This window comes from Micromonospora sp. NPDC023644, from assembly GCF_040640115.1.
Classification (GTDB): Bacteria; Actinomycetota; Actinomycetes; order Mycobacteriales; family Micromonosporaceae; genus Micromonospora.
Genome location: NZ_JBFABA010000004.1, coordinates 27,112 through 46,518 on the forward strand (window position 1 = coordinate 27,112; position 19,407 = coordinate 46,518).

Annotated in this window: 17 protein-coding genes and 1 pseudogene; 7 read left to right on the plus strand and 11 right to left on the minus strand. The window is 72.9% G+C overall.

The window, feature by feature from the left end; all coding sequences use genetic code 11:
* Positions 1–48 precede the first annotated feature (48 nt).
* From AB0G08_RS04480 to AB0G08_RS04495, 4 genes are read right to left on the minus strand one after another with little or no spacing between them, the layout of a single operon-like run.
* Positions 49–861 carry an inositol monophosphatase family protein gene (locus tag AB0G08_RS04480; RefSeq protein ID WP_358082992.1) on the minus strand — a complete coding sequence of 271 codons (813 nt, stop codon included), beginning with the start codon at positions 859–861 and terminating at the stop codon, positions 49–51.
* Complete coding sequence (locus tag AB0G08_RS04485) at positions 854–1,306, minus strand: response regulator (RefSeq protein ID WP_358082995.1); 453 nt, start codon at positions 1,304–1,306, stop codon at positions 854–856. Before AB0G08_RS04485 ends, AB0G08_RS04480 begins: the two co-directional genes overlap by 8 nt.
* Entirely contained in the window at positions 1,303–3,054 is a 1,752-nt protein-coding gene (locus tag AB0G08_RS04490; RefSeq protein ID WP_358082998.1) for an ATP-binding protein, read from the minus strand. The genes AB0G08_RS04485 and AB0G08_RS04490 overlap by 4 nt, the downstream gene beginning before the upstream one ends.
* Entirely contained in the window at positions 3,051–4,229 is a 1,179-nt protein-coding gene (locus AB0G08_RS04495) for a fused response regulator/phosphatase (protein ID WP_358083002.1), read from the minus strand. The genes AB0G08_RS04490 and AB0G08_RS04495 overlap by 4 nt, the downstream gene beginning before the upstream one ends.
* A 307-nt stretch (positions 4,230–4,536) precedes the next feature.
* Between AB0G08_RS04495 and AB0G08_RS04500 the strand changes: the two genes are divergently transcribed.
* A complete protein-coding gene (locus tag AB0G08_RS04500; protein ID WP_358083005.1) occupies positions 4,537–6,912 on the plus strand; it encodes a M28 family peptidase in 2,376 nt (791 codons plus the stop codon).
* A 92-nt stretch (positions 6,913–7,004) separates the two neighbouring features.
* On the opposite strand, the gene AB0G08_RS04505 is transcribed toward AB0G08_RS04500, so the two are convergent.
* The 6 genes from AB0G08_RS04505 to AB0G08_RS04530 form a co-directional block, all read right to left on the minus strand.
* A complete protein-coding gene (locus AB0G08_RS04505; protein ID WP_358083008.1) occupies positions 7,005–7,472 on the minus strand; it encodes a hypothetical protein in 468 nt (155 codons plus the stop codon).
* A 130-nt stretch (positions 7,473–7,602) separates the two neighbouring features.
* Positions 7,603–8,250 (minus strand): response regulator transcription factor, encoded by a 648-nt coding sequence (locus tag AB0G08_RS04510; RefSeq protein WP_358083011.1) that lies wholly within the window; start codon positions 8,248–8,250, stop codon positions 7,603–7,605.
* Complete coding sequence (locus AB0G08_RS04515) at positions 8,247–9,509, minus strand: ATP-binding protein (RefSeq protein WP_358083014.1); 1,263 nt, start codon at positions 9,507–9,509, stop codon at positions 8,247–8,249. Before AB0G08_RS04515 ends, AB0G08_RS04510 begins: the two co-directional genes overlap by 4 nt.
* Positions 9,510–9,744: 235 nt before the next feature.
* Positions 9,745–9,999 (minus strand): Smr/MutS family protein, encoded by a 255-nt coding sequence (locus AB0G08_RS04520; protein ID WP_088987488.1) that lies wholly within the window; start codon positions 9,997–9,999, stop codon positions 9,745–9,747.
* Between the two features lie 255 nt (positions 10,000–10,254).
* Positions 10,255–10,623, minus strand: coding sequence for a tetratricopeptide repeat protein (locus tag AB0G08_RS04525; protein WP_358083017.1), 369 nt, complete (start codon positions 10,621–10,623; stop codon positions 10,255–10,257).
* 96 nt (positions 10,624–10,719) lie between these two features.
* Complete coding sequence (locus AB0G08_RS04530) at positions 10,720–11,490, minus strand: ROK family protein (protein ID WP_358083020.1); 771 nt, start codon at positions 11,488–11,490, stop codon at positions 10,720–10,722.
* Positions 11,491–11,565: 75 nt separating this feature from the next.
* On the opposite strand from AB0G08_RS04530, the gene AB0G08_RS04535 reads away from it, so the two are divergent.
* The 3 genes and pseudogenes from AB0G08_RS04535 (at position 11,566) to AB0G08_RS04545 (ending at position 14,360) form a co-directional block, all read left to right on the plus strand.
* Positions 11,566–13,203, plus strand: coding sequence for an ABC-F family ATP-binding cassette domain-containing protein (locus AB0G08_RS04535; RefSeq protein WP_358083022.1), 1,638 nt, complete (start codon positions 11,566–11,568; stop codon positions 13,201–13,203).
* A gap of 38 nt (positions 13,204–13,241) precedes the next feature.
* Positions 13,242–13,487 (plus strand): annotated as a pseudogene (locus AB0G08_RS04540) (hypothetical protein); the annotation flags it as partial.
* A gap of 147 nt (positions 13,488–13,634) precedes the next feature.
* Complete coding sequence (locus AB0G08_RS04545; RefSeq protein ID WP_358083025.1) at positions 13,635–14,360, plus strand: methyltransferase domain-containing protein; 726 nt, start codon at positions 13,635–13,637, stop codon at positions 14,358–14,360.
* A 22-nt stretch (positions 14,361–14,382) separates the two neighbouring features.
* Here AB0G08_RS04545 and AB0G08_RS04550 read toward each other — a convergent pair whose 3' ends face one another.
* Entirely contained in the window at positions 14,383–15,390 is a 1,008-nt protein-coding gene (locus AB0G08_RS04550; protein ID WP_358083557.1) for a LacI family DNA-binding transcriptional regulator, read from the minus strand.
* 136 nt (positions 15,391–15,526) lie between these two features.
* Between AB0G08_RS04550 and AB0G08_RS04555 the strand changes: the two genes are divergently transcribed.
* The 3 genes from AB0G08_RS04555 to AB0G08_RS04565 are packed head-to-tail and all read left to right on the plus strand — an operon-like array spanning position 15,527 to position 19,400.
* Positions 15,527–17,041 (plus strand): alpha-N-arabinofuranosidase, encoded by a 1,515-nt coding sequence (locus AB0G08_RS04555; RefSeq protein WP_358083028.1) that lies wholly within the window; start codon positions 15,527–15,529, stop codon positions 17,039–17,041.
* A 58-nt stretch (positions 17,042–17,099) separates the two neighbouring features.
* Positions 17,100–18,428, plus strand: coding sequence for an ABC transporter substrate-binding protein (locus tag AB0G08_RS04560; protein ID WP_358083031.1), 1,329 nt, complete (start codon positions 17,100–17,102; stop codon positions 18,426–18,428).
* A 6-nt stretch (positions 18,429–18,434) separates the two neighbouring features.
* Positions 18,435–19,400 carry a sugar ABC transporter permease gene (locus AB0G08_RS04565; protein WP_358083033.1) on the plus strand — a complete coding sequence of 322 codons (966 nt, stop codon included), beginning with the start codon at positions 18,435–18,437 and terminating at the stop codon, positions 19,398–19,400.
* Positions 19,401–19,407 lie beyond the last annotated feature (7 nt).

The following is a 19,407-nucleotide window of genomic DNA, read 5'->3' on the forward strand; positions in this document are numbered from 1 at the left end:
CCCGCGAACACCCCGGCGGCCGAACATCCACGCGGTGTCGCGACGGCGTCACGTACCGCCGAGCAACGCCTCGCGTACCTCTGCCCAGATCCGCTCGCTCGCGGCGACCAGGAGGCCGTGGCCCTCGTCCGCCGGGCGGTAGTCGGTGCCGTCGAAGCGCCGGGCGACCCCGCCCGCCGCCCGGACCAGCAGGGTGCCCGGGGCGTGGTCCCACGGCAGGGTGCTCCAGAAGAGCACGAACTGCTGGTCGCCGGTGAGCACGTCCAGGTATTCCCGGCCGGCGCAGTGCTGGCCGGGGAGCAGCTCGCCCAGCCGCTCGCCGCCCGCCTCGACCCGCGCCCTCGACGCCGCCGGCAGGAAGCGGGACATCGCGACGCCGCGCAGCGTGTCGAGCGCCGGCGCGCCCTCGTCGGTCCGCACCGGCCGGCCGTCGAGCCAGGTTCCCTCGCCGGCCCGTGCGACGGCCAGCGTCCCGGCGAGCGGGTCGAGCACCCAGGCGGCGGCCGGCTCCCCGTCGGTCAGCAGCGCCACCATCAGCGCGAAGGGCTGCCGGCCGGCGGCGAAGTTCGAGGTGCCGTCGACCGGGTCGACCAGCCAGACGTCGCCGGAGCCGCGCAGGTGCTCCAGCAGGGCCGGGTCGTCGGCGACCGCCTCCTCGCCCACCACGACCGAGCCGGGGCGCAGCCGGCGCAGTGCCACCGAGATCACCTCTTCGGCGCGACGGTCGGCGACGGTGACGAGGTCGCCCGGCGCCTTCTCGCTGACGTCGGCGTCGTCGAGCTTGCGGAAGAGCGGAAGCACGACCTGGTCGGCGGTCTCGCGCAGCAGACCACCGACGTCGTCGAGCAGGGTGTCAGCCACGCGGCGGCAGCTTGACCACGCTGACGAAGAACTCGTCGATCTGCCGGACCACCGAGATGAAGCGCTCGAAGTCCACCGGCTTGGTCACGTACGCGTTGGCGTGCAGCTGGTAGCTGCGCAGGATGTCCTCGTCGGCCTGGGAGGTCGTCAGCACCACGACGGGGATCCGGCAGAGGTGCTCGTCCTTCTTGATCTCCTCCAGCACCTCCCGCCCGTCGCGGCGGGGCAGGTTCAGGTCGAGCAGGATCAGGTCCGGCTGCACCACGTCGGCGTACTGGCCCTCCCGCCGCAGGTAGGCGAGCGCCTCGGCGCCGTCGGAGACGACGGTCAGCCGGTTGCGGAGCTTGTGCTCCTCGAACGCCTCCTGGGTCATCAACACGTCACCCGGATCGTCCTCGACCAGCAGGACCTCGATCGGGCTCTTGCCGTCCGCCGGCGCGGTCATCCCACCGTCTCCCTCATGTCACCCGTTCTACCGCCTTCCGGCGCCCGGTCGGGCCCGTCCGTGGTCTCCGTCTCGTCGGCACGCCGGCCGGCCTGCTCCGGGGTGCCGCCCGTGCCGGCCTCGTCGCCGTCCCCGGTCGCGGCCTCCCCGGTCACGGCCTCCCCGGCCGCCGGCTCCTCCGCCGACGCGGCAGCCGCCTCGACGTCCTCGGGGAGCGCCGGGAGGGTGAAGCGGATCGCCGTGCCCTCCTCGGTGTCGGTGTCCACCCAGACCCGGCCGCCGTGGTATTCCACGATCTTCTTGACGATCGCCAGCCCGATCCCGGTGCCCGGGTACGCGTCCTTGGCGTGCAGCCGCTGGAAGATGACGAAGATCTTGTCGGCGAACTCCGGCTCGATCCCGATGCCGTTGTCCTGGCAGCTGATCTCCCACTCGTCGCCCACGAGGCGGGCCGAGACGTGCACCTTCGGGGGCACGTCGGGGCGGCGGAACTTGACCGAGTTGCTGACCAGGTTGGCCAGCAGGTTGGTCAGCAACGGCTCCTCGCCACGGATGACCGGCAGTTCGTCCCAGGTCAGCTCCGCGTCGGCGTACTGCCGGGCCGCCTCGGTCTGACCCGCCACGTCGCCCATCACCTTGTTCATGTCGACCTCGGTGAAGCCGGTGGTGAGCCGGCCGATCCGGGAGAAGGCGAGCAGGTCGTTGATCAGGCGCTGCATCCGCTGCGCGCCGTCGACCGCGAACGCGATGTACTGGTCGGCCCGCTCGTCCAGCTGCCCCGCGTAACGGCGCTGGAGGAGCTGGCAGAAGCTGGCCACCTTGCGCAGCGGCTCCTGGAGGTCGTGCGAGGCGACGTACGCGAACTGCTCCAGGTCACGGTTGGAGCGGGTGAGTTCCTCGGCCTGCTTCTGGAGCTGGCCGTTGACCCACTCGATCCGCTCCCGGGCCTCCCGTACCTCGGCCAGGTCCTTGGCGATCTTGCGCCGCATCGCGTCCACGTCCTCGGCGAGCCGGAGGAACTCGGGTGGACCGTCGCCGGCGATGCCGTGCTGATAGTCGCCCTCGGCCACCTCGCGGACCTGGTCGGCGAGCCCGGTCAGCGGGCGGATCACCATCCTGTCCAGGGAGACCAGCAGCATGCTGCCGGCGATGATCACCACCGCGACGGCGACGATCAGCAGGACGACCAGCAGGTTGCTGGTCCGCCTGACGTCCTCGGCGCTCTCCTGCCGGGCCTCGAAGATCTCGAACTGGAGGCTGTCCAGCGCGCCGCGGACCTCGTCGAACTGCTCCCGGGACCGGTCGGTGATGAGCGCCTGCCCCGCGGCGGTGCCGTTCTGCTGCGTCGTGGTGACCACCGGCACCGCCACCGCCTGGCGCCACTCCTCGGCCCGCTCCTCGACCACCCGGAGTTGCTGCCGGATGTCCGGGTAGTCGCCGAGCAGCCGCTGCATCGAGGCGACCAGGTCCTGCTCCCGCTTCCGCCCGGCGTCGTACGGCGCCAGGTCGGCCGGGTTGCCGCTGACCGCGTAGCCGCGCACCGCGGTCTCCTGGTCCAGCAGCGCGTTCAGCACCTCCTGCGCCTGCACCCGCAGCGGCCCGGTCTTGTTCAGGATCGCGTCGATGTGCGTCCGGTTCTTCGCCGCCACGGCCACCGCGCCACCCGCCAGCCCGATCAGCAGGAAGGCGACGACGGTGAGCAGCGCGACGACCCGTTGCCGCAGGGTCCAGTCGCGGATGCCCGTCACCGGCCACCGCCCCGGCTGACCAGCAGCATGGCGACGTCGTCGGCGAGCGGACCGCCGTTGATCTGCTCGGCGCGCCCGACCAGCCAGGCCGGCAGCTCGGCCAGCGGCACGGCGAGGGTCGCCTGGTCGGCGAGCAGTCCGCTGAGGCCGGGCACGTCGAGGCGCTCGTCGCCCTCGCCGATCCGGCCCTCGATCAGGCCGTCGGTGTACATCAACAGGGACCAGTCATCGGTGTCGAACTCCAGGTCGTAGGCCACGGACCGGCGGGGTCGTACGCCGAGCAGCAGGCCGCCGGGTGCCGGAACCGGCACCACCTTGCCCCCGGCGAGCAGCAGCGGCGGCGGATGCCCGGCCAGCCGGACGGTGGCCCGGTTGGCGTCGAGGTCCAGCCGCACGGTGGCGACGGTCGCGAAGATCTCCTGGAGCCGGCGCTCGCTCATCAGCACCTGTTCCAGCGCCGGGAGCACCTCGTCGTCGGGCACGCCGGCGAGGATCAGCGCGCGCCAGGCGACCCGGAGCTCGACGCCGAGGGCCGCCTCGTCCACGCCGTGCCCGCAGACGTCGCCGACGATCAGGTCGAGCCGGTCGGGTCGGGTCTGCACCACGTCGTAGAAGTCGCCGCCGATCAGGGCGGCGTGCCGGCCGGGCCGGTAGAAGGTGTGCACCGCGACCTCGTCGGTGGTCATCAGCGGCTGGGGCAGCAGTCCCCGTTCGAGGCGGGCGGACTCGGCCTGGCGCAGCTCGACCTCACGCAGCCGCCGGGCGTTCTCGTCGGCCCGCTTGCGCTCCACCGCGTAGCGCAGCGCCCGGGTCAGCAGCACCCCGTCGACCTGGCCCTTGACCAGGTAGTCCTGGGCGCCCTCGGCGACCGCGACGATGCCGAGGTGCTCGTCGGAGCGGCCGGTCAGCACGCAGACGGCGGCGCCGCTGGACATCTCCAGCACCTGACGCAGCCCGTCGAGGCCCTGCGCGTCGGGCAGGCCCAGGTCGAGCAGGACGCAGTCGACGCCCATCACGCGCTGCCGCGCCTCGCTGAGGCTGGTCGCCACCAGCAGGTCGATCATCGAGTTGGTCTCGGCGAGCAGCTCACCGACCAGGAAGGCGTCGCCCTCGTCGTCCTCGACCAGCAGCACCCGCAGCCGCTCGCCGGGGGGCAGGTTGGGATGACGTCCCATGCCGCCGTGCGGATACGGCACGACGGAGGAACCGGCCAGGCCGGTCCCCCGGTACGGCCGGGTCACCGCCGCGAGACGCGGGAGATCGCTGGTGATGTCGGGCTCCTTCCGAGTGCCCTGCTGATCCTGTATTAGACAACGTTCGCACACAACACGACGGGCTCCGCATGCGCGGGAATGGGTCGGATCACTACGCGGCGAGGGGCAAAGCGGACGTGTGCGCTCTCCCGCCGTCGTCGGGAGTCCCGCTGACGGCCGCCGGGGTGCAGGATGATGCCCACCTGAGACCCGTTTTCGAGGAGACCCCGTGGGCGCACCCCCCACCCGCCCCGCCGACCGGGCGCTGGCCCGGCCCCGTCGCCGGTTGACCGCCGCCGCGGCGGCGCTCGCCGCGCTCGTCGCCGTCGGCGCCGGCACCCTGCTCGACCTGCGCACCCCCGCGCCGCGCCCGGCCGACGCGCCGCCGGGCGAGTTCAGCGCCGCCCGGGCGTACGCGCACGTCGAGGTCGTCGCCGCGCGGACGCACGTGGCGGGCAGCCCGGCGAACGACCAGGTCCGCGCGCACGTCGAGGGGGTGCTGCGCGGCCTCGGCCTGGAGACCGAGGTGCAGGACACCGTCGCGCCCGAGGCCGGCCAGCTCAGCGGGGCGGCCGGCGGGGCCACCCTGGCCCGGGTGCGCAACGTGGTGGCCCGGCTGCCCGGCACCGCCCCCACCGGGAAGGTCTTCCTCGTCGCGCACTACGACTCGGTGCAGTCCGGGCCGGGCGGCAACGACGACGCCGCCGGCACCTCGGCCATCCTGGAGGTGGCCCGCGCGCTGGCCGCCGGCCCCCGGCCGCGCAACGACATCGTCTTCGTGCTCACCGACGCCGAGGAGGCGTGCCTGTGCGGGGCGGCGGCGTTCGCGTCCAGCCACCCGCTGGCCGCCGACGGCGGCGTGGTGCTCAACCTGGAGGCACGCGGCTCCACCGGCCCGGTGATCATGTTCGAGACCTCGCGGGACAACGCCGCCCTGGTGGACGCCTTCGGCCGGGCCGCGCCGCACCCCGTGGGCACCTCGTTCGCCGTCGAGATCTATCGCGCGCTGCCCAACGACACCGACTTCACCGCGTTCCTCGACAACGACTTCGTCGGGCTGAACTCGGCGTACATCGACGGCGGGGCAATCTACCACACCCCGCTGGACACCCCCGCCGCCATGGACCGGGCCAGCCTCCAGCACCACGGCGACAACGCCCTCGGCCTCGCCCGCGAGTTCGGCCGGGTCGACCTGACCGCGTTGGACTCCGGGCACGACGCCACCTACTTCCCGGTCCCGGGCGGGCTGGTGCGCTACCCCGGCTGGCTGGTCCTGCCGCTGGCGCTGCTGGCACTCGCCGCCGTGGTGGCCCTCGGCTGGCTCGCCCGGCGGCGGGGCCGCGTCACCGGGGGCCGGCTCGCCGCCGGGTTCGGGCTGGCGCTGCTGCCGCTCGTGCTCGCCCCGCTCGCCGCGCAGCTGCTCTGGGCGGCGGTCAGCGCGCTGCGGCCCGGCTACGCCGAGCTGCTCGACCCGTACCGGCCGACCTGGTACCGGCTGGCCGTGGTGGCGCTCGCCGCCGCCGTCCTGTTCACCTGGTACGCGCTGCTCCGCCGCCGGGTCGACCCCGCCGCCCTCGCCATCGGCGGGCTGGGCTGGCTGGCCGTGCTCGGGGTGCCGCTCGCCGTGCTGGTGCCCGGCGGGGCGTACCTGGTCACCCTGCCGGCCCTGGCCGGCGCGCTGGCCGGGCTGGTCGCGCTGCGCACGCGGATCGACGGTCCGTGGCCGGTGGTCGCGTCGACCCTGGCCGCGGCGGTGGCCGTGGTGATCCTGCTGCCCACCGTCGTCCTGCTCTTCCCGGCGCTCGGCATGGCGATGGGCGGGGTAGCGGCGCTGGTCGCGGTGCTGCTCGGCCTGGCCGCGCTGCCGGTGGTCGACCTGCTGCACCCGCAGGCCGGCGGGCAGCGCGGGCTGGTCGCACTGCGCGCGCGCCGGCTCGGCGCGCTGCCGGCCGTCGCCGCCACGCTGGCGGCCGTGGTCCTCGCCGGGGTCGGGTTCGCCGTCGACCGCTTCGACGCCGCACACCCCGCGCCCACCCACCTGATGTACGCCCTCGACGCCGGCACCGGACAGGCCCGCTGGCTCAGCCACGAGGAGGACCCGCAGCCCTGGACCGACGGCTACGTCGACGGGGTGACCGAGGTCACCGACTTCCCCGGCCTGGGCGACGCCGAGCTGCGCGCCGGCCCGGCGCAGGCGGCGAACCTGCCCGCCCCGAAGCTGGAGGTGCTCGCCGACGCCACCGCCGGCCCCGAGCGCACCCTGCGCCTGCGGCTGGTCCCCCAGCGCCAGGTCCGCCTGACCACCCTGCACGTGGACGCGGCGACGGCGACGGTGCTGCGGGCCGAGGTGGCCGGCCGCGCGGTGCCGGTGGAGCCCGGGGAGGGCCGCTGGGGCTTCGGCCTGGTCTTCCACGCCCCGCCACCGGAGGGCGTCGAGGTGACGCTGACCGTCGCGCCGAAGGCGGGGCAGGTGGCGCTGCGCGCGATGGACGCCAGCGACGGCCTGGCCGCCCTGCCCGGCTTCCGGCCACGCCCGCCGGACGTCGGGATCGTGGGCTCGCACAGCTCGGAGATGCTGGCCGTGGCCCGCACCTATCCGCTGTAGGTGGCGGACGGCTCCGCTCCGGGGCAGGCGGCGGGTGTGGCTCGGGGATCGGTCGTTGCCGAGCCGCACCCGCCGCCTGCCACGTGACCAGCTCAGCCGCGGGTGACCGTGACCTCGGCGGTGAAGGCACCGCTGCCGTTGCCCGGCGCGTCGTCGTTGATCCGCAGGTACAGCGGGCTGCCGGAGCCGTAGTAGGTGAACGTCGTGCCGGTCCCAACGTAACGGTAGTTGCCGTTGGTCTTGGCCAGCAGCGAGAAGGCGCGGGCGTTCGTCATCGGGAACTTCGAGTCGCCGGCCATGTTCGTCCAACCCTGTGGCCCGTTCTGCCCGGTGAGCCACACCCCGGACCAGATCGACCCGTAGGCGCTGATCTGGACCCGGTCGCCGTACTGCAGCCAGCAGCCGGAGTTGACGTCGTACGACGCCTCCTCGACCTGCTTGGTCTCCTCGCAGACGACGGTGCTGGTGACCGCCGCCTGTGCCGGCGTCACACCGACCAGCGCGCTGCCTGCCACGGCCGCCGCCACCGCGAAGCGGGCCGACACCTTTGCGAACCTCACGTTGTCCCCCTTCAATTGCTTGCCCTTACTGAGATCAACAGTAGGAATCCGAAGGTCAGGGCACCTCAGTGCCAGCACGTAATTGATGTCGGCCCAGCGTCATTGCTGTCGGCCTGGCGTCGGTGCGAGGTCAGTCCGACAGGAAGGTCAGCACCGCGAGCACCCGCCGGTGGGTGTCCGGCTCGTCGACCAGCCCGAGCTTGGCGAAGATGCTGCGTACGTGGGTCTCGACGGTGCGCTCGGAGAGGTGCAGGTCGGCGGCGGTGCCCAGGTTCGTCCGGCCTGCCGCCATCCGGGCCAGGATCTCCCGCTCACGCGGCGACAGCATGCCGACGCCACCTGACACGCGAGGGCGGCGCAACAGCCGCTCGACCACGATCGGGTCGATCGCCGTGCCTGCCGCCGCGACTTCGCGCACGTCCCGAAGGAACCTGGCGACATCGGTGATCCTGTCCTTGAGCAGATAGCCGACCCCGCCGCCGGGCTTCTGGAGCAGGGCCAGAGCCTCCCGGTGCTCCAGGTGCTGGGACAGCAGCAGCACGGCGACACCGGGGTGACGACGGCGTACGGCCAGCGCTGCGCGGACACCCTCCACGGTGAAACTTGGCGGCATGCGGATGTCGACGATCGCGATGTCCGGCTGGTGCTGGGCGACAGCGGCCAGCAGTTGCTCGCCGTCGCCAACCTCAGCCACGACGGTGATGCCGTGCCGCTGAAGCAACAGCGCCAGGCCGCTGCGCAGCAGTACGGAGTCGTCGGCCAGGACGGCCCGGGTCATGACGCCGCGAGGGGCAGGACGGCGCGTACCGCCGTGCCACGCCCCCGGGTGCTCGACACCCGCAGGGTCCCGCCGCACGACTCGACACGCTCCCGCAGGCCGTGCAGCCCTCCACCCGGCACCGCGAGCGCGCCGCCGATCCCGTCGTCGTGGACGGTGACCTCGACCCGGCCCCCGCTGGCGGCGAGCGTGACGGACACCCGACCCGCCCGGGCGTGCTTCTGACTGTTCGTGACCGCCTCCATGGTGACGAAGTAGGCGGCGACCGCGACCGGTTCGGGCAGCGTGAGGTGGCTGACCCGATCGTCGACCAGGACCGGGAGCGCGGCCCGCTCGGCGATGGCGGCCACTGCCCCGGACAGGCCGTGGCACACCAGGGCCGCCGGGTTCATGCCCCGGACGAGATCACGCAGATCGGCGATCGCCTGCTCGACCTCCGACGCGCCGCGCGCAACCAGCGCGGGATCGTCCTGCCGCAGCATCATGGCGGCGGCGAGCAGCCGCTGTTGCACTCCGTCGTGCACGTCACGCTCCACCCTGCGGCGCTCCCGATCGCGAGCCCGGCGCAGATGGCGGCGCTCGACGCGGTGCATGCTGAGCGCGGCCCCGACCGGGATCAGCGCCGCACCGAGGGCGTAGAGGGCGGTCGGCCAGTGCCCGGAGCCGTAGGTGACAGTGCTGAGCATCGCCGTACACAGGCCGTTGGCTGCCAACGCGGCCCAGAACGGGGCGTACACGTGCCGTTCGGCGCGGTCGGCCTGGCGATACCGCACGATGAACAACCCGGCGAGGAACACGCCGACCAGCGGATAGGACAACGCCCGCAGGTGCAGGAGGTGACCGATGCTCAGCGTCCCGGCTGCCAGCGCCCCGGCGACGAGCACCGGCCAGTAGGCGTAGCCGGCCGCGGCTATGAGCCGCTCCCACCGTCCCCGCAGTCGGCCCGACGACACGACGAGACCGGCGTGCAGGTGCATCGGGTCGTGCACGATGCTCAGCATCATGCCGGCGGCGAACAGGGAGGGCAGGGTGACGCGACCCCAGGCGTCCAGCAGCCACGCCAGGCCGCAGGCCACCAGCAGCAGCCCGATGCGGTTGTCGGGGCGCTCCCGCCACAGCCGCAGTCCCACCTCGACGTGCAGGACCCCGGTGACCGCGAGACAGGCCAGCTCCCAGGGATCCATCCAGTACAGCGCCAGCAGCGGTCCGCACAGCAGCGTTGCGGTCGCAACGCGGAGCGGCCACCGTAGAAGTTCCATGGATCATGATGTTGCCGCGTGGTCGCAAGCATCGGTGAAGCTGCGTCGGCAGCCCGACTCACGGCGATCGGCTGGTCGGCTTCGTCACGGCCTCCCCGACATACCGTGGGGCAGGGCCCTGGCCTCTGGCGGCTGAACATCGCCGCCGACGCGCAGCGCGACGGTTTACGGCCGGTTCGCCACCGAGGTCGTGTGCGGAAGATCCGCGCCCGGGGCAGCACCCGGGCTCTTCCAGCTACTTCCAGCGGAAGTGGACGAAGAGGCGGCCGAAGTTCTTCGAGTCCTTCTCGACGCGGTGGTAGAGCTGCTTGACGTCCTTCTGGTCGAGGAAGCGCAGCACCCGCTTCTTGAGCTGGCCAGAGCCCTTGCCGGGGATGATCTCGACGAGGGTGGCCTTCTTCGCCACCGCCTCGTCCATGATCCCGCGCAGGGCCCGGTCGATGTCCTGGCCCTTGTTGAAGATGTCGTGCAGGTCCAGCTTCAGCTTCATCGCGCACCCGCCGGCAGCTCACGTCCCATGCCGCCGATGGTAGGCCGCCGACGGTGTCGACCGCGATGGACGCCAACACGCACGGGTGGAACACCACGAGTGTCATCAGGCCCGTTCGACAGCCATGGCGTTCCACTCGTTGCGAAAGCTAGCCGCCGGCGCCCGGCGTTGCGCTGCGCCCGGTGACGACGACGGGGCAGCCCTGTCGAGCTGCCCCGTCCGTGCGCCCGCGCGTGGGCGCCGATCCCGCCGCCGTCAGCGGTTGCCCTCGACGCGGGTCTGCACCCGGTCCAGGGCGGCGCGGTAGTCGTCGTTGCCGCTGTGCATGGCCGCCGCGATGCGCAGGTGCCGCAGCGCGTCGGCGTGCCGGTTGAGCCGCTCCAGTGTGCGGCCCAGCACGTGGTGGGCGTAGTGGTCGGCGGGGTCCCGGTCGATCAGCTCCCGCAGCTGCGCCTCGGCCCGGTTGAGCTGGGCCGACTGGAAGTACGCCCGGGCCAGCAGCTGCCGCACCGAGGCGTTGCCGGGCTCGGCCGCCACGATCGGTTCGAGCAGCCGGGCCGCCCCGGTCGGGTCACCGGCCTCGAAGAACATGGTCGCCCGCCGGTACTCGGCCAGAAGGTCCATCCGACCCACCCCCCTCGTGTCGCGCCACTGTCCCGACGCTGGCACAACATCCGCCGTACCGCGACTGTTCCCGGCGGGGAACCGCGCGGCGGGGGGTCAGGTGGAGGCGCCGTGCCGGCCGGCGGCCAGCTCCCAGGCGCGGACGCCGCCGACGATGCCGGCGGTGTTGGGCACCACCACCACGTCGTCGCCCATCCGGGCGAGCTGCTCGGGGCGGATCAGCCGGGAGTTGCCCCCGCCCAGGTAGAGCCGGTCCCAGCGGAACACCGGGCGCAGCCCGTCCACGACCTGCCGGATCCGGCGGGACCAGAACGCGTCCCCGAGCCGGCGCCGCTCCGGCTCCCCCACGTAGGTGTCGTAGGTGGTGTTCCAGCGCACCGGGGCGTGGGACAGCTCCAGGTGCGGGGCGAGCACCCCGCCGTCGAAGAGCGCGCTGCCCAGCCCGGTGCCGAGGGTCAGCACCAGCTCGCAGCCGGTCCCGGCGACCACCCCGGCGCCGTGCACCTCGGCGTCGTTGAGCACCAGCGCCGGCACCCCGAACGCCTCGGCGAGGGCGGTCCGGGCGTCGTACCCGGTCCACTGCGCGACCAGGCCGGGGTCGACCTTCGAGCGGGGGCCGGAGCGGGTCACGTAGTGCGGGGTGGCGACCACCACCCCGTGCCGGATCATGCCCGGCAGGCCGACGGTGAGCCGGTCCGCCGTGGGCAGCCGGCCGCCCAGGTCCAGCAGCGTCTTCACGAAGAGCGCCGGCGGCAGGGGGTACGGGGTGGGCACCCGCAGCGGCCGGGCGCGCATCGTGCCCGTCTCGTCCAGCACGGATGCCTTGATCCCGCCGCCGCCACAGTCGATCGCCAGAGTGGTCACCACCCGAGCAGTGTGCCGCGTGCCTCCGGGACGTGGCGCCTGGGTGGGTGATCGGGGGCGGGATAGGGTCGGGGGTTGATGAGCGCGACGATGATCGTCAAGGGGCTGGCCGCGGGGCACGGGGACCGGGCACTGTTCGCCGGGCTGGACCTGGTGGTCGCACCGGGGGACGTGGTGGGGCTGGTCGGTCCGAACGGGGCGGGCAAGTCGACGCTGCTGCGTACCCTCGCCGGATTGCTGCCGGTGGAGGCGGGCAGCGTGACGCTCAGCCCGCCCACGGCGAGCGTCGGGCACCTGCCGCAGGAGCCCGAGCGGCGGCCCGGCGAGACCGTGCGGGACTTCCTGGCCCGGCGCACCGGGGTCACCGCCGCGCAGGCGGCGCTGGACGCGGCGACGGTGGCGCTCACCGACGGCGCCCCCGGCTCCGACGACGCCTACGCCGAGGCGCTGGAGCGCTGGCTCGCCCTCGGCGGGGCGGACCTGGAGGAACGGGCCGAACAGGTGGCCGCCGAGCTGGGCCTCACCGTCGACCTGGAGCACCCGATGACCGGCCTCTCCGGCGGTCAGGCGGCCCGGGCCGGGCTGGCCTCGCTGCTGCTCAGCCGCTACGACGTCTTCCTGCTCGACGAGCCGACCAACGACCTGGACCTGGCCGGCCTGGAGCGGCTGGAGGAGTTCGTCACCGGGCTGCGCGCCGGCACGGTGCTGGTCAGCCACGACCGGGAGTTCCTCGCCCGCACGGTCACCCGCGTGCTGGAGCTGGACCTGCACCAGCAGCAGATCCGGCACTACGGCGGCGGCTACGCGGGCTACCTGGAGGAGCGCGAGGTGGCCCGCCGGCACGCGCGCGAGGACTACGAGGAGTACGCCGACACCCGGGCCGGCCTGGAGGCGCGGGCCCGCACGCAGCGGGCCTGGATGGAGAAGGGCGTGAAGAACGCCCGCCGCAAGGCCACCGACAACGACAAGATCGGCCGCAAGTTCCGCGCCGAGGCGACCGAGAAGCAGGCGGCCAAGGCCAAGCAGACCGAGCGGCTGATCGAGCGGCTGGAGGTGGTCGAGGAGCCGCGCAAGGAGTGGGAGCTGCGGATGGAGATCGCCGCCGCGCCCCGCGCCGGCGCCGTCGTGGCCTCGCTGCGCGACGCCGTCGTACACCGGGGCGGCTTCACCCTCGGCCCGGTGACCCTCCAGATCGACTGGGCCGACAAGGTGGCGGTGACCGGGGCGAACGGCTCCGGCAAGTCCACCCTGCTCGCCGCCCTGCTGGGCCGGCTCCCCCTCGACTCGGGGCACGCCGCGCTCGGCCCGGGCGTGGTGGTCGGCGAGGTGGACCAGGCTCGCGGGCTGTTCCTCGGCGATGTGCCGCTGATCGACGCGTTCGGCGCCGCCGTACCGCAGCTGTCGCCGGCGGACGCGCGGACGCTGCTGGCCAAGTTCAACCTGCGCGCGGGGCACGTGCTGCGGCCGGCGGCGACCCTGTCGCCGGGCGAGCGGACCCGGGCGGCGCTGGCGCTGCTCCAGGGGCGCGGGGTGAACCTGCTGGTGCTGGACGAGCCGACGAACCACCTGGACCTGCCCGCCATCGAGCAGCTGGAATCGGCGCTGGCCAGCTACCCGGGCACGCTGCTGCTGGTCACCCACGACCGGCGGATGCTCGACGCCGTGACCACCAACCGGCGGCTGCGGGTGACCGCCGGACGGATCGCCGAAGATTGATCCGTGCCGACCCGCTCGCGGCGGGTGAGAATGACCTCATGCTCAAGTGGGAGTACGCGCTGCTGGTCCGCCGCCGCCAGGCGGCCACGAACGACATCGGCTGGGAGGTCGTCTTCGTCTGGTACGGCCCGGACGGCTCCATGGTCGACGTGACGCCCTACGGCGACACCGCGCTGGCCCACCTCAACCGGGCCGGCGACCAGGGCTGGGAGCTGGTCGCGATGAGCGAGGACCCGTCCCTGCCCGGCAACAACGAGCTGCACCGCTACCACCTCAAGCGGCCCAAGCCGGCCGCGCCGCCGCCCCGGCAGCGGATGCGCGGCGGCGGACGCCCGCGCCGGACGATCAGCGGCTGACCCCGCCCGCCCGCCTCCGGCCGCCCTGGCATAACGGCCGGGGATCCGGGTATCGGCCGGCGGGAGGTGGCCCCGATGGTCGCGCTGGCACAGCACCCGCCCTCGGCCGAGCGGCTGCGGGCGATCGACGGATTCCTCGCCGAGGCCTGGGTCGACCAGGCCCGGCACGACGACCGGCTGCGCGACCTCGCGGTCGAGGTGCGCTTCGACCGGGGGGTGGCCCACGTCAGCGGGGAGGTCGCCGAGGAGGCCGAGCTGCGGCTGGTCCGGGACCGGGTCGGCCGGCTCGCCGGGGTGCTCGGCGTCTGGTGCCGGGTACGCGTCGGCGCTCGCCACCCGGTGGTGGTCGACCTCGGCTGTGGCGCCACCAAGCAGTGGCCGGGCAACCTGGGGCTGGACATCTTCCCCGCCCCGGGGGTGGACGCGGTGGCGGACCTCTCCGGCTCGCTGCCGCTGGCCGACGACTCGGTGGACGTCTTCTTCGCGGTGCACATCCTGGAGCACCTGATCGACTTCCTGCCGCTGGTCGACGAGTGCCACCGGGCGCTCCGGCCGGGCGGCGTGCTGCATGTGATGAGCCCGTGGTGGCGGCACGTGAACGCCGTCGCCGACCCGACCCACGTCCGGCTGCTCGACGTGCAGACGGTCAAGGGGATCTGCCTCCAGCGCCCGCCGGGCACCCCACGCTGGTATCCGCTGCACGTCGGCTGCGACGGCGCGTCGATCTTCGCCGACCTCACCCCGCTGCCTGCGGACGCGGACGGCCCCAACCCCGCCCACCTGGCCCGCTTCTTCGACTGACCCCACCCCTGGCCCCGGGGGGTCAGCGGCCCAGGGTGCTTTCGCGGGGGGTGAGGCGCCAGGGGGCCGAGAGCTCCCGTGGCGGGGCGGTGCGGTCGCCGTCGATGCGGCCGGCGAGCAGTTCCACCGCCAGCCGGGCGATGCGCTCCTTGTCCGGCGCGATCGTGCTCAGGGTGGGCACGGAGAAGCGGCCGTCCTCGATGTCGTCGAAACCGGCCACCGCCACGTCCTCGGGGACCCGCAGGCCCGCCTCGTGCAGGGCGCGCAGGACGCCCAGGGCGAGGGTGTCGTTGAAGCAGAAAACGGCGTCGGGGCGTACGCCGGAGGTCAGCAGGCCGCGCATCGCGGCGGCGCCGTCCGCGCGGTGCCAGGCCGGCGCGGGCGCCACCAGCCGCTCGTCGTACGCGAGGCCGGCGTCGGCCAGCGCGGCGGTGTAGCCGGCGAGCCGGAGCCGGGCGCTGGCCCCCTCCGGGGTGCGTTGCGAGCCGATGGCGGCGATCCGGCGGCGACCGAGACCGGCCAGGTGGGCGGTGATCTCCCGGGCGGCGCTCACGTTGTCGATCCCGACGTGGTCGGCGGGGCCGTGGTCGACCCGCTCGCCGAGCAGCACCATCGGGGTGCCGGCCAGCCCGGTGAGGTCCTCGGCGGTGAGCGCCAGCGGGCTGAAGATCAGCCCGTCGATCAGGTGCTCGGTGATGCCCGACGCGACCACCCGCTCCTGCTCCCGGCCGCCGCCGGTCTGGTCGATCAGCACCGTCCAGCCCAGCTCGGCCGCGGCCGTGACGACGTGCCGGGCCAGCTCGGCGAAGTAGGGGATGTCCAGCTCGGGTACCGCGAACGCGATGACCCCGGTGCGCCCCTTGCGGAGGTTGCGGGCGGAGAGGTTGGGCCGGTAGTTCAGCTCGGCGATGGCCTTTTCGACCCGGGCGCGGGTGTCGGGCCGGACGTGCACGTAGCCGTTGACCACGTTGGAGACGGTCTTCACCGACACACCGGCCCGCTCCGCCACGTCCTTGAGCCTGTGCCGCACCACGTCGCCTCCCCCCATGGGTGCGCACTTTACCGCGTAGGGGCCTCTTTACAACGTTGCTTACAACGTTGTAGAAACCAGGAGCACCGGGTGACCACGGTCACCCGGGACCGGCAACGAGGAAAGGTGGCACCCCTTGCGGACCGCGCAGCTCACCATCGACCCGGCCTTCGCCGTCGGACCGGCCGACCGGCGACTCTTCGGCTCGTTCGTCGAGCACATGGGCCGGTGCGTCTACGGCGGGGTCTACGAGCCCGGGCACCCCGCCGCGGACTCGCGGGGGCTGCGCCGCGACGTGCTGGAGCTGACCCGTGAGCTGGGTGTGTCCGTGGTCCGCTACCCCGGCGGCAACTTCGTCTCCGGCTACCGCTGGGAGGACGGCGTCGGCCCGGTCGGCGACCGCCCCCGCCGGCTCGACCTGGCCTGGAAGACCATCGAGACCAACGCCTTCGGGCTCGACGAGTTCATGACCTGGGCCACCGAGGCGGGCGTCGAGCCGATGATGGCCGTCAACCTCGGCACCCGGGGCGTGCAGGAGGCCTGCGACCTGCTGGAGTACACCAACCATCCGGGCGGGACCCAGCTGTCCGACCTGCGCCGCAAGCACGGCGCCGAGGAGCCGTACGGGGTGCGGCTCTGGTGCCTGGGCAACGAGCTGGACGGGCCCTGGCAGGTCGGCCACAAGACCGCCGACGAGTACGGCCGGCTGGCCGCCGAGACCGCCCGGGCCATGAAGATGGTCGACCCGTCGATCAGCCTGGTCGCCTGCGGCAGCTCCAACCGGACGATGTCCACCTTCGCCTCCTGGGAGGCGACCGTGCTGGAGCACACCTACGAGCACGTCGACTACATCTCCGCGCACACCTACTACGACCCGTCCGACGGCGACCGGGCCAGCATCCTGGCCTCCGCCGTCGACATGGACAACTTCATCCGCGAGGTCGTCGCCACCGCCGACCACGTGGCCGCCAAGCAGCGGCACCGGCGGAAGCTCAAGATCTCCTTCGACGAGTGGAACGTCTGGTACCAGTCCCGCCTCCAGGCCGACCTGGACCGGCGCGGCTGGGTCGAGGCCCCGGCGCTGATCGAGGACGACTTCACCGCCGTCGACGCGGTGGTGGTCGGCGACCTGCTGATCACCCTGCTGCGGCACGCCGACCGGGTCGGGGTGGCCTGCCAGGCCCAGCTCGCCAACGTGATCGCCCCGATCCGCACCCGCACCGGCGGTCCCGCCTGGCGGCAGAGCATCTTCCACCCGTTCGCGCTGACCGCCCGGCACGCCCGCGGCACGGTGCTGCGTACCGAGCCCGTCGGCCCGACGTACGAGACGAAGCGGTACGGCGAGGTCCCGGTGCTCGACACGGTCGCCGTGCACGACGAGGAGACCGGCGAGCTGACCGTGTTCGCGGTCAACCGGGGCGAGACCGACCTCCCCCTGGACATCGACCTGCGCGGCCTGCCGGGCCTGTCCGGTCAATCCCACCTGAGCCTCGCCGCCGGGGACGACCCGACGGCGACGAACACCGAGGCCGAGCCCGACCGGGTGACGCCCCGGCAGCTGCCCGACCCCACCACCGACGGCGGCCGGTGCTCCGTGCGCCTTCCGGCCGTCTCCTGGAACGTGCTGCGCTTCTCCCCCGTCGGTGGCTGACACCGCACCGGTCCTGAGCAGGCACAATTCATCCCGTCCCCCAAGGAGCAAAATCCCCATGATGCAGAACGAAATGAGCCGGCGGCGCCTGCTCAGCCTCGGCCTCGGGCTCGGCGCCGCGGCCTCGCTGACCCTGGCCGGTTGCGGCGGTGGCGACGACGACGCGGGCCCGGCGGCCGGCAACGGCGGCAAGGACTACACCGGCCCGAAGGTGGACCTGAAGCTGTGGAACGGCTTCACCGGCGGCGACGGCGACATCTTCAAGGCGCTGGTCAACCAGTTCAACACCGAGCACCAGAACATCGCCGTCTCGATCGCCACGTACCAGTGGGAGGACTACTACAACAAGCTCCCCGGCGCGGCCTCCAGCGGCAGCGGCCCGGACATCGCGGTCATGCACATGGACCAGCTCGCCACCTTCGCCGCCCGCGGCGTCATCACCGAACTGGACGACGTCGCCAAGACCCTGGAGCTCTCCGAGGGCGACTTCGCCCCCACCGTCTGGAAGGGCGGGCTCTACAACTCCAAGCGGTACGGCATCCCGCTGGACATGCACCCCCTCGGCTTCTACTACAACAAGGGGGTCATGCAGAAGGCCGGGCTCGACCCGAACAAGCCGCCGACCACGAAGGACGACTACACCGCCGCGCTGACCGAGCTGAAGAAGTCCGGGGTGCAGGGCTTCTGGGTCAGCCCGTTCCAGTTCACCGGCGGCATGACCTTCTACTCCCTGCTGCACCAGTGGGGCGGCAGCGTCTTCGACGCCGAGGCCACGAAGGCCACCTTCAACTCGGACCAGGCCGTCGAGGCGTGCACCTGGCTGACCGACCTGATCAAGCAGGGCCACTCCCCGGCCAACGTCGGCCAGGACGCCGACTACCTGGCCTTCAAGAGCGGCAAGAACGCCTTCAACTGGAACGGCATCTGGCAGATCAACGACCTGAAGAAGAGCCCGGACATCCAGTGGGGCGTGGCGCCCCTGCCGCAGATCGGCACGCAGCCGGCCGCCTGGGCCAACTCGCACAACTTCACGATCGTCAAGCAGCGGGCCAACGACGCCAACAAGGTCTCGGCGGCGAAGGTCTTCATCAACTGGCTCAGCCAGCACTCCCTGGACTGGGCCAAGGGCGGCCAGGTACCGGCCCGCAAGGCCGTCCGGGACAGCGCCGACTTCAAGGCGCTGACCGAGGTCAACGCCCTCGCCCCCGAGCTGGAGTACGCGGCCTTCCCGCCGGCGGCCCCGGGCCTCGGTGAGGTCATGACGACCTTCTACAACTCGTTCAACGAGGCGGCGCTGGGCAAGAAGTCGCCCAAGCAGGCGCTGGACGACGGGGCGGCCAAGGCGAACAAGCAGCTGGAGGACAACCGCAAGAAGTATGGGAGCTGAGCTCCCGTGGCGGACGTGATCGAGGCGGGGGCGGCGCGTGGTGACGCGCCGCCCCCGGCGGCCGACGCCGCCCGCCCGGGCGCCCCGGCGCGCCGGGCCGGGCGGGCGACGCCGTACCTCTTCCTCGCCCCGTACCTGCTCCTGTTCGGGGTCTTCGGCCTGCTGCCGATCCTGCTCGGTCTCTGGCTCAGCGTGCACCAGTGGGACTTCCAGTTGCCCAACCGGCCCTTCGTCGGGCTGGACAACTACCAGGAGCTCTTCTCCAGCGACTCGGCCGTCTACGGCGACTGGTGGCAGAGCGTCCGGGCGACAGCGATCTTCACCGTCTTCGCGGTGCCGCTGCTGGTAGTCGTCCCGCTCGGGCTGGCGCTGCTGCTGAACCGCTCGTTCCCCGGCCGGACCTTCTTCCGGGCGATCTACTTCGCGCCGTACGTGCTGGGCGTGGCGGTGATCGGCCTGCTCTGGCGCTTCCTGCTCGACGCCAACCTGGGCCTGGTCAACCGGCTCGCCGGCATGGTCGGGCTGCCGGCCGACACCCCGTGGGTGACGGACGTGCCGTGGGCCTGGGTCTCGCTGGTCGGGGTGACCGTCTGGTGGACCTCCGGCTTCAACGCGGTGATCTACCTGGCCGGGCTCCAGGACATCCCGCAGGAGCTGTACGAAGCGGCGAAGGTGGACGGCGCGACCGCCTGGGAACGGTTCCGGCACGTCACGCTCCCCGGGCTGCGTCCGGTGCTGCTCTTCGTGGTCACCACGACCGTGCTCGCCTCGGCGAACGTCTTCGGGCAGTCCTTTTTGATCACCCAGGGCGCGCCGGGCACCGAGACCCGCACGGTGGTCTGGTTCATCGTCGAGGAGGGGCTGCGGGACAACGACGCCGGCCGCGCCGCCGCGATGAGCATCGTGTTCGCGCTGATGCTGGCGGTCGTGAGCATCGCCAACTTCCGCTTCTTCCGCTACCGGGAAGACTGAGGGGACC

What these genes read in the sequence shown, in the direction of transcription:
- AB0G08_RS04485 (WP_358082995.1), bottom strand. Translation starts at nt 1,306, where the DNA reads ATGACCGCGCCGGCGGACGGCAAGAGCCCGATCGAGGTCCTGCTGGTC.
- AB0G08_RS04495 (WP_358083002.1), bottom strand. Translation starts at nt 4,229, where the DNA reads ATGGGACGTCATCCCAACCTGCCCCCCGGCGAGCGGCTGCGGGTGCTG.
- AB0G08_RS04510 (WP_358083011.1), bottom strand. Translation starts at nt 8,250, where the DNA reads ATGACCCGGGCCGTCCTGGCCGACGACTCCGTACTGCTGCGCAGCGGC.
- AB0G08_RS04515 (WP_358083014.1), bottom strand. Translation starts at nt 9,509, where the DNA reads ATGGAACTTCTACGGTGGCCGCTCCGCGTTGCGACCGCAACGCTGCTG.
- AB0G08_RS04520 (WP_088987488.1), bottom strand. Translation starts at nt 9,999, where the DNA reads ATGAAGCTGAAGCTGGACCTGCACGACATCTTCAACAAGGGCCAGGAC.
- AB0G08_RS04525 (WP_358083017.1), bottom strand. Translation starts at nt 10,623, where the DNA reads ATGGACCTTCTGGCCGAGTACCGGCGGGCGACCATGTTCTTCGAGGCC.
- AB0G08_RS04535 (WP_358083022.1), top strand. Translation starts at nt 11,566, where the DNA reads ATGAGCGCGACGATGATCGTCAAGGGGCTGGCCGCGGGGCACGGGGAC.
- AB0G08_RS04545 (WP_358083025.1), top strand. Translation starts at nt 13,635, where the DNA reads ATGGTCGCGCTGGCACAGCACCCGCCCTCGGCCGAGCGGCTGCGGGCG.
- AB0G08_RS04560 (WP_358083031.1), top strand. Translation starts at nt 17,100, where the DNA reads ATGATGCAGAACGAAATGAGCCGGCGGCGCCTGCTCAGCCTCGGCCTC.